The sequence below is a fragment of the Paenibacillus sp. MB22_1 genome (genome assembly GCF_047200555.1).
Taxonomy (GTDB): domain Bacteria; phylum Bacillota; class Bacilli; order Paenibacillales; family Paenibacillaceae; genus Fontibacillus; species Fontibacillus phoenicis.
Map to the genome: position 1 here is coordinate 2,186,462 of NZ_JBLADV010000001.1, position 15,685 is coordinate 2,202,146.

14 protein-coding genes are annotated in these 15,685 nt (G+C 54.0%); 5 read left to right on the forward strand and 9 right to left on the reverse strand.

Annotated features, from left to right (window positions below):
• Positions 1–70: 70 nt before the first annotated feature.
• Positions 71–1,240 (forward strand): sporulation protein YhbH, encoded by a 1,170-nt coding sequence (gene yhbH, locus ACL02P_RS10335; RefSeq protein ID WP_009227138.1) that lies wholly within the window; start codon positions 71–73, stop codon positions 1,238–1,240.
• Positions 1,237–2,676, forward strand: a complete 1,440-nt coding sequence (locus ACL02P_RS10340; protein ID WP_009227139.1) for a SpoVR family protein — start codon at positions 1,237–1,239, stop codon at positions 2,674–2,676. Before yhbH ends, ACL02P_RS10340 begins: the two co-directional genes overlap by 4 nt.
• A gap of 12 nt (positions 2,677–2,688) precedes the next feature.
• Here the strand turns inward: ACL02P_RS10340 and ACL02P_RS10345 are convergent, their stop codons facing one another.
• The 4 genes from ACL02P_RS10345 to ACL02P_RS10360 all read right to left on the reverse strand — a co-directional run bounded on the left by ACL02P_RS10345 (position 2,689) and on the right by ACL02P_RS10360 (position 7,567).
• Entirely contained in the window at positions 2,689–2,865 is a 177-nt protein-coding gene (locus tag ACL02P_RS10345; protein ID WP_009227140.1) for a hypothetical protein, read from the reverse strand.
• Between the two features lie 127 nt (positions 2,866–2,992).
• Positions 2,993–4,357 carry an ISNCY family transposase gene (locus tag ACL02P_RS10350; RefSeq protein WP_019007868.1) on the reverse strand — a complete coding sequence of 455 codons (1,365 nt, stop codon included), beginning with the start codon at positions 4,355–4,357 and terminating at the stop codon, positions 2,993–2,995.
• 447 nt (positions 4,358–4,804) lie between these two features.
• Positions 4,805–5,131 carry a hypothetical protein gene (locus tag ACL02P_RS10355; protein ID WP_412837212.1) on the reverse strand — a complete coding sequence of 109 codons (327 nt, stop codon included), beginning with the start codon at positions 5,129–5,131 and terminating at the stop codon, positions 4,805–4,807.
• 540 nt (positions 5,132–5,671) lie between these two features.
• Complete coding sequence (locus ACL02P_RS10360; protein ID WP_412837213.1) at positions 5,672–7,567, reverse strand: PrkA family serine protein kinase; 1,896 nt, start codon at positions 7,565–7,567, stop codon at positions 5,672–5,674.
• A gap of 236 nt (positions 7,568–7,803) precedes the next feature.
• On the opposite strand from ACL02P_RS10360, the gene ACL02P_RS10365 reads away from it, so the two are divergent.
• Positions 7,804–8,556 carry a DUF2161 family putative PD-(D/E)XK-type phosphodiesterase gene (locus tag ACL02P_RS10365; RefSeq protein ID WP_339301860.1) on the forward strand — a complete coding sequence of 251 codons (753 nt, stop codon included), beginning with the start codon at positions 7,804–7,806 and terminating at the stop codon, positions 8,554–8,556.
• Between the two features lie 116 nt (positions 8,557–8,672).
• On the opposite strand, the gene ACL02P_RS10370 is transcribed toward ACL02P_RS10365, so the two are convergent.
• Complete coding sequence (locus ACL02P_RS10370; RefSeq protein ID WP_339301858.1) at positions 8,673–8,807, reverse strand: hypothetical protein; 135 nt, start codon at positions 8,805–8,807, stop codon at positions 8,673–8,675.
• Between the two features lie 43 nt (positions 8,808–8,850).
• On the reverse strand, positions 8,851–10,629 hold the full coding sequence (locus tag ACL02P_RS10375) for an aminotransferase class I/II-fold pyridoxal phosphate-dependent enzyme (protein WP_412837214.1): 1,779 nt from the start codon (positions 10,627–10,629) through the stop codon (positions 8,851–8,853).
• Positions 10,630–10,794: 165 nt separating this feature from the next.
• On the opposite strand from ACL02P_RS10375, the gene ACL02P_RS10380 reads away from it, so the two are divergent.
• Together ACL02P_RS10380 and ACL02P_RS10385 are read left to right on the forward strand one after the other, a co-directional pair.
• Positions 10,795–11,205, forward strand: a complete 411-nt coding sequence (locus tag ACL02P_RS10380) for a hypothetical protein (protein ID WP_009227011.1) — start codon at positions 10,795–10,797, stop codon at positions 11,203–11,205.
• Positions 11,202–12,269, forward strand: a complete 1,068-nt coding sequence (locus ACL02P_RS10385; protein WP_009227012.1) for a phosphodiester glycosidase family protein — start codon at positions 11,202–11,204, stop codon at positions 12,267–12,269. The genes ACL02P_RS10380 and ACL02P_RS10385 overlap by 4 nt, the downstream gene beginning before the upstream one ends.
• Positions 12,270–13,142: 873 nt before the next feature.
• Here the strand turns inward: ACL02P_RS10385 and ACL02P_RS10390 are convergent.
• The 3 genes from ACL02P_RS10390 to serC all read right to left on the reverse strand — a co-directional run bounded on the left by ACL02P_RS10390 (position 13,143) and on the right by serC (position 15,513).
• Positions 13,143–13,388 carry an AbrB/MazE/SpoVT family DNA-binding domain-containing protein gene (locus ACL02P_RS10390; RefSeq protein ID WP_009227013.1) on the reverse strand — a complete coding sequence of 82 codons (246 nt, stop codon included), beginning with the start codon at positions 13,386–13,388 and terminating at the stop codon, positions 13,143–13,145.
• Between the two features lie 404 nt (positions 13,389–13,792).
• Entirely contained in the window at positions 13,793–14,257 is a 465-nt protein-coding gene (trmL, locus tag ACL02P_RS10395) for a tRNA (uridine(34)/cytosine(34)/5-carboxymethylaminomethyluridine(34)-2'-O)-methyltransferase TrmL (RefSeq protein ID WP_009227014.1), read from the reverse strand.
• A 167-nt stretch (positions 14,258–14,424) separates the two neighbouring features.
• Complete coding sequence (gene serC / locus ACL02P_RS10400) at positions 14,425–15,513, reverse strand: 3-phosphoserine/phosphohydroxythreonine transaminase (RefSeq protein ID WP_009227015.1); 1,089 nt, start codon at positions 15,511–15,513, stop codon at positions 14,425–14,427.
• Positions 15,514–15,685 lie beyond the last annotated feature (172 nt).

Below are 15,685 nucleotides of genomic sequence, written 5' to 3' on the forward strand. Positions count from 1 at the left end.
CCGTGAATATACTTTATTTACATCCACAAATATAGCGTTCCGGGAAATCCCGATATGGAGGTGTTCATCTATGCCAACGCCTGATCGATATCACTTTGTCGTCTCCAAAGAGGACTGGTCGCTGCACCGGAAAGGGTATCAGGATCAACAACGTCATCAGGAGAAAGTGAGAGAGGTTATTAAGCAAAATCTGCCAGATCTCATCACCGAAGAAAATATCATCATGTCAGACGGCAAACAGATCATTAAGGTCCCCCTCCGCAATTTGGAAGAGTACCGCTTCATTCATAACTACCAGAAACATAAGCATGTCGGCCAAGGCGACGGGAGCAGCGAGGTGGGAGACGTGCTAGGCCAGGACAGTCCGAAGGACAGCGGAAAAGGCGGGAAAGGCGGCAAGGCCGGCGATCAGCCGGGCTACGATTACGTGGAAGCGGAGATTAGCATCGAAGAGCTGGAGGATATGTTGTTCGCAGAGATGGAACTGCCTTATATCCAGGATAGAGACAAGACAGAAATGGAAACCGAATCCATCCGTTTTAACGATATCCGCAAAAAAGGCCTCATGTCCAACATCGACAAGAAACGCACCATCTTGGAAAACCTGCGCCGTAACGCCACCGCCGGGACCCCCGGCATTCACGGCATTTCTCCAGACGATCTCCGCTACAAAACGTGGGAGGAGGTCGTTGTCCCCCACTCCAACGCGGTCATTCTGGCGATGATGGACACATCAGGTTCGATGGGGGCGTTCGAGAAATACTGCGCGCGCAGCTTCTTCTTCTGGATGACCCGGTTCCTGCGGCGGCAGTACGAGAAGGTCGAGATTGTGTTTCTTGCGCATCATACCGAGGCCAAGGAGGTCAGTGAGGAAGAATTTTTCACCCGCGGGGAAAGCGGCGGCACCATCTGCTCTTCGGTATATCAAAAAGCGCTGGAGATCATCGACACCCGTTACCCGCCGTCCAGCTACAACATTTATCCGTTCCACTTCTCCGACGGCGACAACCTGACCTCCGATAATGAGCGCTGCGTCAAGCTGATTGGCGAGCTGATGAAGCGCAGCAACATGTTTGGCTACGGGGAAGTCAACCAGTACAATCGCGGCAGCACCTTGATGTCCGCCTACCGGACGATCAAGCAGGAGAAATTCATGTATTACGTCATTAAGGAAAAAGGCGAGGTTTATAACGCGTTAAAACGGTTCTTCCACAAGCGCGAAGGGGGTGCGGCCAGTTGAGCAGCGAATTAGAACAGCTCGAATACGCCATCGCGGAAATTATGGAAATCGCCGACTCGTTTGGACTTGATTATTATCCGATGCGCTATGAAATTTGCCCCGCCGATATCATATATACGTTTGGCGCTTACGGAATGCCAACCCGGTTTTCGCATTGGAGCTTCGGCAAAATGTTTAACAAGATGAAGATGCAGTACGATTTCGGGTTAAGCAAAATCTACGAGCTCGTCATTAACTCGAACCCGTGTTACGCCTTTTTACTGGAAGGCAATTCGCTGATCCAGAACAAGCTGATCGTCGCTCACGTGCTCGCCCACTGCGATTTCTTTAAAAATAACGTGCGGTTCTCCGCCACCAACCGGGATATGGTGGAGAGCATGGCCGCCACCGCCGAGCGGATTAGACGTTACGAATTGGCCTACGGTGCGGAAACAGTAGAGAGCTTCATCGACGCTGTGCTGGCGATCCAAGAGCACGTCGATCCGCAGTTAATCAAGCCGATGCGTTATGACAAACGGCGGCAAATGGAAGAGAAGCTTCGGCGGGCGAAGGAGGGGCGGCAAGGCCCGGTGAAGACAGGGACTTACGACGATCTTTGGACGCTGGATGAACATCCGGGCGGACGCACCGAGGAAGCCAAAGAGGTCACCGTCCACTTCCCGCCCGAACCGGAGAAGGATATCGTTTGGTTTATCCAGGAATATTCGGAAGTGCTGGAAGATTGGCAACGGGATATTATGAGCATGCTGCGGGAGGAGATGCTGTATTTCTGGCCGCAGATGGAGACGAAAATCATGAACGAGGGGTGGGCTTCGTATTGGCATCAGCGCATCATCCGCGAGCTCGACCTGACCAGTGACGAAACGGTCGAATTCGCCAAGCTGAACGCCTTGGTCGTTCAGCCATCGCGGCAAAGCCTGAACCCGTATTACCTCGGGCTCAAGATTTTCGAGGACATCGAGCGCCGCTGGGATAACCCGACCGAAGAGGAGCGCCGCCGCTTTGGCCGTGAGCCCGGAAAAGGCCGGGAGAAAATCTTCGAAGTGCGCGAGCTCGATTCGGACATTTCCTTCCTTCGCAGCTATTTGACCAAGGATCTCGTCCGCGATCTGGACTTGTACATTTTCGAGAAGCAAGGTCCAGAGTGGAAAATCACCGACAAATCGTGGGAAAATGTCCGCGACCAGCTGATCGCCTCCCGCGTCAACGGCGGCTCGCCGTACATCGTCGTCCAGGACGGCGACTACCTGCGCTCCGGTGAGCTGTTGCTGAAGCATCAATATGAAGGGATTGAGCTGGACCTCAAGTATCTGGAGCATACGCTACCCTACGTTTACAAGCTGTGGGGCCGCCCCGTGCACCTAGAGACGGTGGTGGAAGAAAAGCGGGCGCTCTTCTCCTATGACGGGCAGAAGCATACTCGGAAGATGCTTTGAGTTACATGACTTTTAAAGCGAAATAGAAATCGCTTTGGCCTTGACCCATCTGGAATGAATGGCCTGCTGGACATCGGAAGGATCCATCGGCGGTCTCTGCCGCAGGCCAATCGCATAACCGGTCCAGAAAGTGCACGCTAGAATCGCGATTGCAACTATGGTTAACATGAGTTGATCACTCTTTGCCAAGGTATCGCCCCCTATTATTTCTTCTATTAACTAACTAGTTGCTCCTGAAAAAGTCGATTTTCAAAAATAGTTTCGGGTTGCTGGCTGGGTTGTGAGGGGGAACTTTCCCTAATGATCGGTTTCCATGTTAGTTTTGGAGCATTTTTGCCGCTCTTTGCAGGTTGTGGGTCAGAATCCCGAAGCCGACCCAGCATTTTGAGCCGACAAAGCCCCGATACCTGCTGCGGTTCAAACCGTACTTCCGCTTGAGAAGACTAATCTTCGCTTCTCCAGCTGCACGGTAACGCTGCAAGTCTTTGAACCATAATTCGTTTTCGTACTCGGATCGGGCAATGCCTTTTTTGCCCTTTCGCGGCAAGCTAGCTCGCTTCACACCAAGTTCGGTAATGGCCGTTTCGTTCTTCTTGCTTGAGAAACCGCGGTCGGTCGCTACAGCTTGCGGCGCTTTGCCGAATTGCTTGATATGCGCCTGTACAGCGGGAACGAGCAGTTCATCATCCGAGGGGTTCCCCTCGTAGACAGCGTAGCCGGTCACAAAGCCGCTTTCCGTCTCGTCGATTCGCACCTTGTAGCCGAACTCAGTTCCTTTGGCCAGCTTACCTTTCTTAATCGGTCTTGCTTCCGGGTCAAAGAAACTGACGATCCGATCTGCGATGATTCGATTGCCGGAAACGACCTGTTTGGCTTGTTCCAACAACTTGCCGGTTAGCGTGACCGCCTCGGTCAGTTTCGTTTTACTTTGTCGAAGAGCAGCTTTGCCCTTGTCTTGCAGTTTCTCGATAACGGCTTGCGCCTTGTTCACAACGTTCTCGGCTACTTCGATTACGCTCCCAGTGATCCGGTCAACTTCTTCCCAAGATTCACGGGTGCGGCGACGTAGAACTTTCGCGATGGACAGAATCTTTTCCTTGATTTCTGCCGTACGATCTTCAAAGCCTTGAACAGTGTGGGAGGCGACTTTCCGGATTTTCTGAATCGTTCGAGTGATGACTTTTACGCCATCTTGCAACAGCGTAGCGTCTGTCGGGTGATGGATGTCGGATTCCACAACCGTCGTATCCGTGCGCAATTTGCGGGTTTTCAGAACGGCTTTTTCCTCACACTGCTTTACGAGTGCGGCATTGATGTCTTCGACGATCTTGTCGCCGTAGCGTTTGCGGGCATAGATGAGCGTAGACGGGTCGGGCATCGGTTCGTCGATGGCAAACCGGCAGAACATTCGCCATGTGATGCTGTCACCGACTTCCTTCACGAGTGACTCGTAGCCCAAATTGTATTTATGCTTCAGGACCATAAGACGGATGTACTTTTCAATTGCAAGCGTAGGACGGCCGCTTTTCTTGCCTTTCGGGTGCAACTCAGTAAACGGTTGAAGAAAACGGTCGTCGTCCAGTAATTGATCTATGATTGCAAGCTCGACCGGCAACTTTCTAACAGATTCCGGGAGAATGGCATCCCAGATGGTCAATTGCTCGTCTCGAAGTTTCAACATTTTCTTCACCTCTTGGAAGGATTCCCGAGGGCTTCTGTTGAACTCCTATAGCAAAGGAATTCTTCCCTCGGGGTGTGGAACTTTGTTATCTCGTCAATAACAATTTCCATTTTGAGGTGCTGAATTCCTTTTAATTATGCTCAAAACACCCTGACTTTTTCAGGGGAAACTAACTAACGTTATTGATTCCTTGGATGTTTCAATCTGGAAGAAGAGCCGCACGGATCAATTGATCTGGCGGCTCTTGTCTGTTCTGGGGAGCACTTAGGAGCAGCGTGCTGGTGTGTTGAGCCAGACGGAGCAGGTTCTGGTCTGCGAAGCACTTCGCCTTCGTGCAGCCATTCTTTCCTGCGGGTTCTTCAGGGGAGCGTGCTGGTCTGCGGAGCTCTTTAGTGCAGCTTCCTTACCTACGGGCTCCACAGGGCAGCATTCTACTTTGCGGATCCATCAGGACAGCAAAGCGATGACCAGCAGTTCGTAGAGAACCAGCGTTAAAATGGTCTCATCGCTAGGACTTAGCCCCCAATAAGGAGCGCCAATGGCACGCTGCCCCCCTTGCCGCGGAACAGCCAAATGCAGTAACCCGCCTTGGCAGCCAACGATTCGACCAACATGCACATGACCTTCCATCGTTTCAATGCGCACCCGCTGATTGATATGCTGCCGGCAGATGTCGTGTACCCGGTCACGAACCGTCCGCAAATGATGGACGTGTTGCGGATCAGCCTGATAAACGATACGATGCTGAGAATAACCCCATGGTTGAACACTCATTCGTTATTCGCCTCCAACGTTTCAATTCAAATTATCGTATGCGAATACCCAGTAGGCGGTGAAGCTTGGCGTGGGAATCCGGCTCCTCTTGCCAAATGCCTTCGGGCGGCGGAATAAGTTAGTTAGGAGGTTCGACGCTTGGAGTTCGGAGCTCGGACGGGAATTAGTTGTAAAAACTACTGTTAATTTTGCTCATTTTGCACTTGGGAGAAGATTAGCTGTAAAAAGTAACGTTAATTTTGGCGGTTTCGCGGGTTTGGCGAGTTTGATGCGAAATTAGAGGTACTTTTTCCAGTTAATTTACTCAAATGGCCTTCTCGGCTCGAAATTAACGGTAGAAAATCCAGTTAGTTGGGTGGAGGAGCGCGACGGGCGGGAGGTGAATCCAGTTCGTTGGTGGGGGAACGCGACGTGGAGGGACATGAATCCAAATAAGTTAATGGGAGAGCACGACGTGGTGGGACGTGGAGTGACGTGATGCACACCCAAGCACGCCAAAAAAGGTGGAGGGATCTCCCCCCACCTTACAGCTGCCACGCTTTACCGGTTCAACAAACTGCCGACATAACGCAGCAGCTCGTTGGCGCACACCGGGCAGTAGCCGTGCTCGTCGATCAGCCGCTTGCTGACCTCGTTGATGCGTTTCAGTTGGTTTTCGTCCGGCGTTTTGGTTGAGGTTGTGATTTTGACGATGTCCTTGAGGTCGGCGAACAGCTTCTTCTGGATCGCTTCCCGCAGCCGGTCGTGGTGATTATATTCAAATTTCTTCCCTTTACGCGAATACGCAGAGATGCGGATCAAAATTTCCTCCCGGAACGCCTTCTTCGCGTTTTCCGAGATGCCAATTTGCTCTTCGATCGAACGCATCAACCGCTCATCGGGATCCAGTTCCTCGTCGGTAAGCGGGTCGCGGATTTTCGTCCAGTTGCAGAACGCCTCGATGTTGTCGAGATAGTTCTCGAACAAGGTGCGCGCCGATTCCTCAAACGAGTAAACGAACGCTTTTTGCACTTCTTTCTTGGCAATCTCGTCGTATTCCTTACGGGCAATGCTGATGAAGTTCAGGTAACGCTCGCGTTCCTCCTTCGTGATGGAAGCATGCTGGTCAAGACCCTCTTTGATCGCCCGCAAAATATCAAGTGCACCCATGCAATGCAAGTCCTGCTTAATCAGCGCGCTGGAAATCCGGTTGATGACATAACGCGGATCCACGCCGGACATGCCTTCTTCCAGGTACTCGTTTTGCAGCTCCTTCAAATCGGCGTCCTTGTAGCCCTCGACTTCTTCGCCGTCGTAGAGGCGCATTTTTTTCACCAGATCGACGCCTTGCTTCTTCGTCTCCTTTAACCGGGTCAAGATGGAGAAAATCGCTGCGGACCGCAGGGCATGCGGAGCAATATGAACGTGATTCATATCGCTTTGGCCGATCAGCTTGGCGTAAATTTTCTCCTCCTGTGACACCTTGAGATTATAGGGGATCGGCATGACGATCATCCGCGACTGCAGTGCTTCATTTTTCTTGTTGGCAATAAACGCTTTGTACTCCGCTTCGTTGGTGTGCGCGATAATCAGCTCATCCGCCGAGATCAGCGCAAACCGCCCCGCCTTGAAATTCCCTTCCTGGGTCAACGACAAAAGATTCCATAGAAACTTCTCATCGCATTTCAGCATTTCCTGGAACTCCATCAGGCCGCGGTTGGCCTTGTTCAACTCGCCGTCAAAGCGGTAGGCCCGCGGATCGGATTCTGAACCATATTCGGTGATTGTGGAAAAATCGATGCTGCCGGTCAAATCGGCGATATCCTGGGATTTCGGATCCGACGGGCTAAACGTGCCGATGCCAACCCGTTCCTCTTCGGACAAGAGTACCCGCTCGACCCTGACATTCTCGATGTCGCCGCCGTATTCCGTCCTCAGCCTCATCTGGCAAACGGGGCATAAATTGCCCTCAATTCGGACGTTCAGCGTTTTCTCCACCTCCGGCCGGAGCTCATGCGGAACGAGGTGAAGCGGGTCCTCATGCATCGGGCACCCGGCGATGGCGTACACCGCCCCTTTATCGGTCCGGGAAAACTTCTCTAGCCCACGCTTCAACAGCGTCACAATGGTGGACTTGCCCCCGCTGACCGGCCCCATCAGCAGCAAAATCCGCTTGCGTACGTCGAGCCGGCGGGCGGCGGAGTGAAAATACTCCTCGACCAGCTTTTCGATGGCCCGATCGAGCCCGAAGATTTCCTGCTCAAAAAATTTATACCTTTTCCGGCCGTCTTCCTCTTCGATGCCATAGGATTTAATCATTTCATAGACCCGGGCATGGGCGGTCATCGCCGGCGAAGGGTCTTTGGCCAACAGTTCAACATAATCTTTAAATGTGCCGCTCCACGACAAGGAGTCGCTTTCCGCCCGATAAGCCGCTATTCGCTCAAAAATGTCCATGTTAGGTACCTCCTGTACTCCCGCTTTAGGGGTTCTCCCGCGTCCCCATCTTTAGAACTGACGTGACCAGATTATGGAGCATCCACGATAAAAAAGTGTATTACATACCTATGCGCCGGTGAGGGAGAAGTTGACCGTTTTTCCGATGAAAATATTCAGATGGAAAAAGTAGGAATTCGGCTTTGTGATATAATCTTGAACAGGATCATGGGAACGATGAGGAAAAGGGGATCGTCATGGCGGTACAGCATGAGACGGAATTGTACGCTCCGTTGAAGGCTTTTTTTGAGGAGCGAGGGTATGTCATTAAAGGGGAAGTGCGGCATTGCGACTTGGTTGGCGTTCGGCCTGACCGCAACGAGCCGCTGATTGTGGAAATCAAAAAGACGTTTAATCTTCCTCTGCTGCTGCAGGGGTTGGAGCGCCAGCGCCTGAGCCCCGAGGTGTATCTGGCCGTGGAGCGGAACCGCGCCAAAAAGGGGGCGCACAACCAGCGGTGGAACGAAATTACGATGCTTTGCCGCCGGCTGGGACTGGGGTTGATCACGGTAACCCGGTATAAAACGAAACCCGCCTTCGTGGAAGTCCTATGCGAGCCGGGGGACGGAGCCTTATACATGCCGGGGCCGAAGGTGGTTAAACGCCGAGTGGATAAGCTGCTGCACGAGTTCCACGAACGCAGCGGCGACTACAACGTCGGCGGCAGCACCGGCACCAAGCTGGTGACGGCCTACCGCGAACGGGCGCTGCGCGTGGCGCTCGCCATCGAGGAGGGCGGCGGCGAGATGTCGCCCAAGGACGCGCGCGACCGCAGCGGCGTTGGCAGCGCCGCCGCGATCCTACAGCGCGACTACTACGGCTGGTTCCGCCGCGTCGTCCGCGGGCGCTACGCGCTGACGCCGGCCGGCGCGGAAGGGCTGCGCCAGTACGCCCACGTCGTGGACGGGTGGCGGCGGACGGCGGCGACCGCAGAAAAGAAACAGGAGTAGGCACCTTCCCTAGTGGAGGGACCTTAAATAAGCTCAGGACATGTTCCTGAGCTTATTTATTTTGCGCTGGCTCTGGGATGGCAGTCATTTTCAGTCTCGAATCTGCCCGTTTCACTCTAATCCTTATCGCTTGGCTCTTTCGGGTCCGGGATTTGGCTAAGCCCTCTCATGAACAACAGATACACATAGATGGCGAGCCCGATACCGGCAATAAAAAGAACGAATTTACCGATTGCCCACAACGTCTCCATGGTTACTTCTCCTTTGGTAGGATTGGGGTGGTCTGGTTCTGGTTTAGTCCGCAGAGCGCGCCGTGAATTCGGCGAGGGCGGCGGTGAGACGCGCCAGCCCTTCGCGCAGCCGCGCAGGTTCATGCGCGGCGACAGTGAGCCGGATGAAGCGATCATCCGGCTCTTTGGCATAGCACAGCGTCCCCGGCAGGAACGCTGTGCCCTCCAGCAGCGAAGCGCGCAGCAGCGCTTCGCTGGAGACCCCGGCGGGCAGGCGCAACCAGAGGAACAGCCCGCCGCCGGGGTCTTCCACGCAGGCGCCGCGCCAAGCGGGCGCCTGCAGCAGCTCCAGCGCGAGCGCGCGCCGCGCGGCATACGCCGCCGCAGCTTCGGCGGCGGCGGCGCGCCCGCGCCCCGGCGGCTGGGCGAGCCAGGCGTGAAGCCGCCGGGCTCGCTCGGCCACGGCCGCACCCGCGGCGCTGGAGCTGCCAGGCGATGGAACATGGCGCAGCCGTTCCATCGTTTTCGCTTCGCCGCGCAGCCAGGCCAGCGGCAGCTGCGGCGTCAGCGTCCGCTCCAGGGAGCCGAGGCTGAGGATCTCGGCTCCCCACAGTCCCGCTTGCTGGCGCAGCACATATAGCGATGTGGTGGTGTCCGCGCCGGCCCCAGCACCGTCGGCCAAGTACTCAGCCCGGTTCTTTTCCTGGGCTTCTTCACCCTCGAACAGGCTGACTGCCTCGCTCTTGCCATCATCTCCTTCTGCTTTCACTCCACTCGGTTCAGTCCTCGGGTCCACGTCCGGTTCCCCACGTTTGCCTCTGCTCTTGTTGTCCTTCTCACTCCTATTCACCATCTCGTCCTTGTTCCCGGCTTCATTCCAATTGCCCACATCGTCCGCCTGGCTGCTGCGCTCCTGCCTGGCCTCTCTGTCCTCTGTGCTTCTTCTCTCACTCGCCGCACCGATCACTGCTTCCTTCTTTTGCTGACGCTTTGATGCATTATCCTCTAGGATGGATTCCACCTTAGACCCAGCCTTATCCTCGCGTTTGGTCGTCTCCACTACTTGGATATACTCCTGCTTCTGGCTTCCCCGCTCGCCGCCTTCGGGTTTCGGACTTGCCTCTGCAGCAGAACCCCCCATCCGCTTCATCCCGTCTGCCCTTCCTGAGGCAAAAGCCCCCTCCGCGAGCGGCACCAAACACGCCGTATCATCCTCGACGATCGGCAACCCCAACCGCTCGCTGATCTCCAGCAGCGCCAGCTTGCGCTGCCGGCTCCACACCCGGCCGGACGGGTTGGCATAATGCGGCGTCACGTACACGAAAGCTGGCCTCCCCCCGGTCGGCTCGCATTTCCGCCGCAGATCGTCCGGCAGCATGCCGTCCCGGTCACAGGCCACCGGGACCGCCCGGATTCCGCGGCGGCGCATCAGCTCCAGCGCCTCCGGCGCGGCCGGCGTCTCGACGAGCACCGTGCCGCCGCCCGGCACCAGCACCCGCAGCAACAGATCAAGCGCCCCGTCGGCGCTTTCGGCCAGCAACCATTGCTGCGGGTCCGTGCGGATGCCTTCGGCCTCTTCATAGGCCTCAGCCAGCCATTCCAGCAAGGCGCCAGCACCGCGGCGCCCTGCCTTCGATCCGCCTTGTCCTTGGCCGTCCGCAGCGGATTCCCATTCCAGCCGCACGCCGCCCCCGTTCCCTTGCAGCCCAGCCAGTGAAATGAGGCGGCCTCCCCGCACCCCGTCTTCGATTTCCCGGGCGAAGACCGGCGGCAGCCGGCGTTTTAGCATTTCCAAGCCCGTGTCCACAAGAACACCCCGCTTCCCATTCGCTTGTATCTGCAATTGTACTGCAGGACAAATTTTCCAGACAACAGGAGCCAACCCCTGCATCGTGCTTGATTTTGACGAAGGATTGCCAAATCTATCATTTTTGCGAACCTCGTGTCGACATGATAGAATGAAAGCTGCACGAAAAGCGCATGAAAATATGTTTAGAGGTGATTTCCCATGCCTTACTCTACGGAACCTGCAACCGTCACCGAACCAAGTCGCAGCAGGAGAACACGGCGGCCTTCCGTAGCCCTGATTATACTGATTTGGATTCTGCTGATCGGTGCCGGCGTCACTGCGGCCTATATGTATAGCAACCATTTGAAGCAGTCGATGATTGACCAGCTGGACGCCAAATGGCAAAGCGAAGCCGAGCAGATGAAAGCCGATTATACAGCCCAGCTCACCGCTTTGTCCGACGAAGTCCAGGAATTGCAAAACAAAGTGCAAACGTTCAACGAATTGCTCGAATTCACCAAGGACAACACCAGCGAAAAAACGGATAACAGTAACAAATTGTTTTCGCAATTAAGCGAGGTCAAGGAGCAGTTGGCCGCGCTTCAGAAAAAGATGGATCTGCTGAAATGATCACGCCAGTTAAACAAATCAACCGTTTTTTCCTGCTGGCTACTGGCCCCTTGATTGGATTGCTGATCGCTCTCTTCATCAGCGGGGCCGCGATTGATTGGAACCGGTCACCGCACCCCATCACGCCCGAAGCGGACGTCTTCCAAACCACCGCCTCCATCTCGGAAGGATTAACCAAAGCGGAGAAAGACGCCAAGACGACCATTTCCTCCATCCGAAAGACGGCCGAGCTCTACCAGAAGACCACCCAAACCATGAGCGACATCGTCAAAAATGCCAGAACCGCTTCCGCCAAACCCGAATCCATCTACGATCGGCGGATCACATCCAAGTTAGGCGTACCTTTTGAGACGATTCAAAGCGACCGGATTCGCATCGAGCTCTACAAAGTGAACCCCGGCACGTACCGCGGGTATGCGATGAAGATTCGACTCAAGTCGCCGGATGCCATGAAAATGACGCTGGGCAAAGATCGGCTGGGCGGAGCGGAAACGACTATGCAAGCGGTGCAACGCTACGGCGCGGTTGCCGGCATTAACGCCGGCGGATTTGCCGATTCTCGCGGGCAACGTTACCCCTTGAGCACCACGATCCTCAATGGGCAATATGTGAACGGCTTTGAGCCTTCCTATAAGGATTTATTTTTCGTTGGACTTAATCAATCGGGGCAACTGATCGGCGGCAAATTTCAAAACAAAGAGAGCCTGGACAAGCTGAAACCGAAGTTCGGCGCATCTTTTGTCCCGATTCTGCTGCAAAATGGAGTCAAGCTCCCGATCCCGGACAAATGGAAGACATCCCCGCTGCGAGCGCCGCGTACGGTGATCGGAAATTACAAGGATGATCAGCTGCTGGTGCTGGTCGTCGATGGCGATAACGAAAAGGGCCGTTCCGGCGCAACGCTGGAAGAACTGCAAAACAAGCTGGCAAACCTGGGCGTACAGGACGCCTACAACCTGGACGGCGGAGGCTCCTCCTCCCTGGTTGTCAATGGCCGGGTGATCAACCACCCGTCCGACGGTACACTTCGTCCTGTGCCAACGCATTTCTTGTTTTTTAAATGAGTCGCTACCAACCGTCTTCCTCCGATAACAACTCGTCTATGAAATCCATCACATTTTGATTTATTTTTGGACGATAGCCGGGTATAATAGGGGAAGGAGTACAACGTGGAGGTGTTCGGCTTGTCATTCTCTTTAACATTCTGGATTATTGCACTCGTTATGGCGATGTTTTTGTGCGGGATTTTGACTGCATCCTATAACGACGATAAAACCAAAGGCCTTTAGAGGTAACTCAAAAAGGCGGCTTCCCATCACGAAGTTATTCAAAAGAAGAAGGCTCGGCGTCGAATCTTGAATTCAGCCGGGCCTTCCGTTGCTCTCGTAGCACTTTGCTACGCTCCGCTACTCAGTCCCTAAGCTTCATCCAACCTTCTCGGTGCTGAAAACCCGCTCTTTTGACTCTCAATTGAACCGGTAACTCAAAAGGGCGGCTTCCCATCACGAAGTCATTCAAAAGAAGAAGGCTCGGCGTCGAATCTTGAATTCAGCCGGGCCTTCCGTTGTTTTCGAATCGTCTCAAGCAACGCCCACTCTCCCCCAGCTAACGGACATCAGAGACGTTATTGCTCCCATCGGTGGACTTACCGAATTCTAACGGACTGAGAAGGCCTTATTTTGAAGAAAATACGCATCATCTCTGCTCTAAAAGGCCAATAAGGTCATTGGAGTCCGTTATATTGGGAAATAACCGGGAAATCGTCAAATAAGGTCGCTACGGTCCGTTAGGATCAAAATTCCACCATCCTCCGCCCCCTCTGTGGAGACCGACCCCGTATGAGCAAATTCGACAAAATAAATAAGCTTCCCGCACGGGAAGCTTATTTAGGCTTATGCTCTGAGGCCGTTAAACGCATCAAATGTCCTGGATGGAGACTAGGACAGTTGGCTCATTTCGACCAGGCATTGATTGCAAATGGACCGCTCTTTGAAGTCGCTTACGCTTTCCATCGATCCGCAGAATACACATTTCGGCCGGTAACGCTCCAAAATGATGTGATCCCCTTGAACCAAAATCTCGACGGGATCTCCCTCGTTCATTTGATATCTCTTGCGAAGTGACTTAGGCAACACGATTCTCCCGAGTTGATCCACTTTACGGACCACACCAGCAGGTTTCATAAAATTGTACACCTCTCCTGAAAAATAGTTATGTAAGAATAGAACCAAATACCTAATCTATTATAATTCGCTATTTTTTTTGGGATTCCTGCTACAGTTCCATGTTTTTAAATTTTTTCCGGGAATGCCTGCAATGACAACTCCTTTGGCACTCCGCCAATGGCTATTGCGTCGGCCCATTCCCCGCTTGATCGCCAGCAGTTATGCCGTGGGAAAGAGATCAACATTTCAGCTGCCAATCCCTGCAACTTTGCTCTAGGTTCATCATCTGTCCTCTATCCTACACCAAGTTGCATGTCAGCGAAGGTTGATTCTTCCCGCATCAGCCTGCGGGCCCGGGAGCCAAGCAGCCGCTGGCTCCGCGTCCCCCATGCGCAGCCCCTTCCCCGCGCTGCTAATCGTATTTACTGCATCCCTGGAAAATCAAGCTGCCGCAGCGCCTCATACACAATAATCGCCGCCGAGTTGGACAAGTTCAGCGAACGAACCTTGTCGGTCATTGGCATGCGCATCGTCGTGTCGGGATGGGCTTCCAAAATCTCCGGCGGCAAGCCCTTCGTCTCTTTACCAAAGACAAAGAAATCTCCGTCCTGGAACTTGAAATCCGTATACCGCTTCTTGGCTTTGGTCGTGGCAAAGAAAAACCGGCTTCCCGCGTACTTCTCCTCCACTTCCTGAAACGAATCGTGGTATTCAATATGCACCGCATACCAATAATCCAAGCCGGCCCGCTTCAGCGTAGCATCGTCTGTCCGGAACCCAAGCGGACGCACCAGGTGCAAATGTATGCCCGTCGCGGCGCACGTTCTCGCGATATTTCCCGTATTGGCCGGAATTTCCGGCTCCACCAGCACAATATGTAAGGCCATGATGATCGAACTCCTCGTCCTAGAAAAATAAACCCGGCCCGTCATAGACCGGACTTGATCATTATATCAAATTTTGACTGTAAAAAACCCCGAACCGCCTGCGAGCAGGCGAGTTGGGGGTTCTCAGGAATAGCAGGGGTCTTCCAGCGGAAGCCCCGCTGCGATCTTTATCCGTGCGTTTTTTGGAAGTGTTCCATGAATTCGACAAGAGCCTGAATGCTGGCTTTCGGAACCGCGTTATAAATCGAAGCGCGCAGGCCGCCGACGCTGCGATGGCCTTTGAGTCCCACGAAGCCTTCCTTCTCCGATTCCTTCACGAACAGCTTCTCCAGCTCATCGTTCGCCAGACGGAAGGTCACGTTCATGATCGAACGGCTCTCCGGCCGGACACAACCACGGTAGAAACCGCCGCTAGCATCAATCGCTTGATACAGCAGATCGGCCTTGTCCCGGTTCTTCTTCTCGATCCCCTCAAGCGAACCTTGCTCTTCAATCCATTTCAGCACTTCGTTCACCATATAAATCGAGAAGGATGGCGGAGTATTGTACAGCGAGTTGTTCTCAGCATGCGTATCGTAACGGAACATCGTTGGCAGATGCTTTGGCGACTCCCGCAGCAACTCCTCGCGAGCGATCACCACAGTTACGCCAGACGGTCCCAGGTTCTTCTGGGCTCCGGCATACACCATGCCGAACTGGGTCAAATCAAACGGACGGCACAAAATATCGCTGGACATATCGGCGATCAACGGAACGCTGCCGGTGTCCGGGAACTCGCGGAATTGCGTGCCTTCGATCGTTTCGTTGGAAGTGACATGCAAATACGCGGTATTCTCCGGCAGATTCAAGTTGCTCAAGTCCGGGAGGGACATGTACTTATCTTCCTCCGAGGATGCGGCAACAAACGTCTCGCCGATGAGCTTGGCTTCCTTTATCGCTTTGTTCGCCCAGCTGCCCGATTTCACATAACCGGCCGTCTTGCCTTCCGTAAGCAGGTTCATCGGGAGCATGGCGAATTGGGTGGAGGCCCCGCCTTGCAGGAACAGCACCTGATAACCGGACGGTTGGCCGAACAGCTTCAGCAACCGTTCAGCTGCCTCGTTATGAACCGACTCATAGACGGCTCCCCGGTGGGACATCTCCATAATCGACATGCCTGTCCCGCGGAAATCAACGAACTCGGCCTGGGCCCGTTCCAGGACCTCCAGCGGCAACGCGGCTGGGCCCGCATTAAAGTTATAAGCTCTGTTACTCATTTCTCCCCATCCTTCCCTTTACAATCGATGTCTGGTTTCGAATACAATTATCGATTATCATAGCAACTATTCGATCTCCCAGCAAGCCGTTATTTCGCAAAAATTCACCATTTTGCAGAATTGACACATTAACGCTTCATCAAGGGAAAGGGGTGATCGGTTTTTCCAGGTC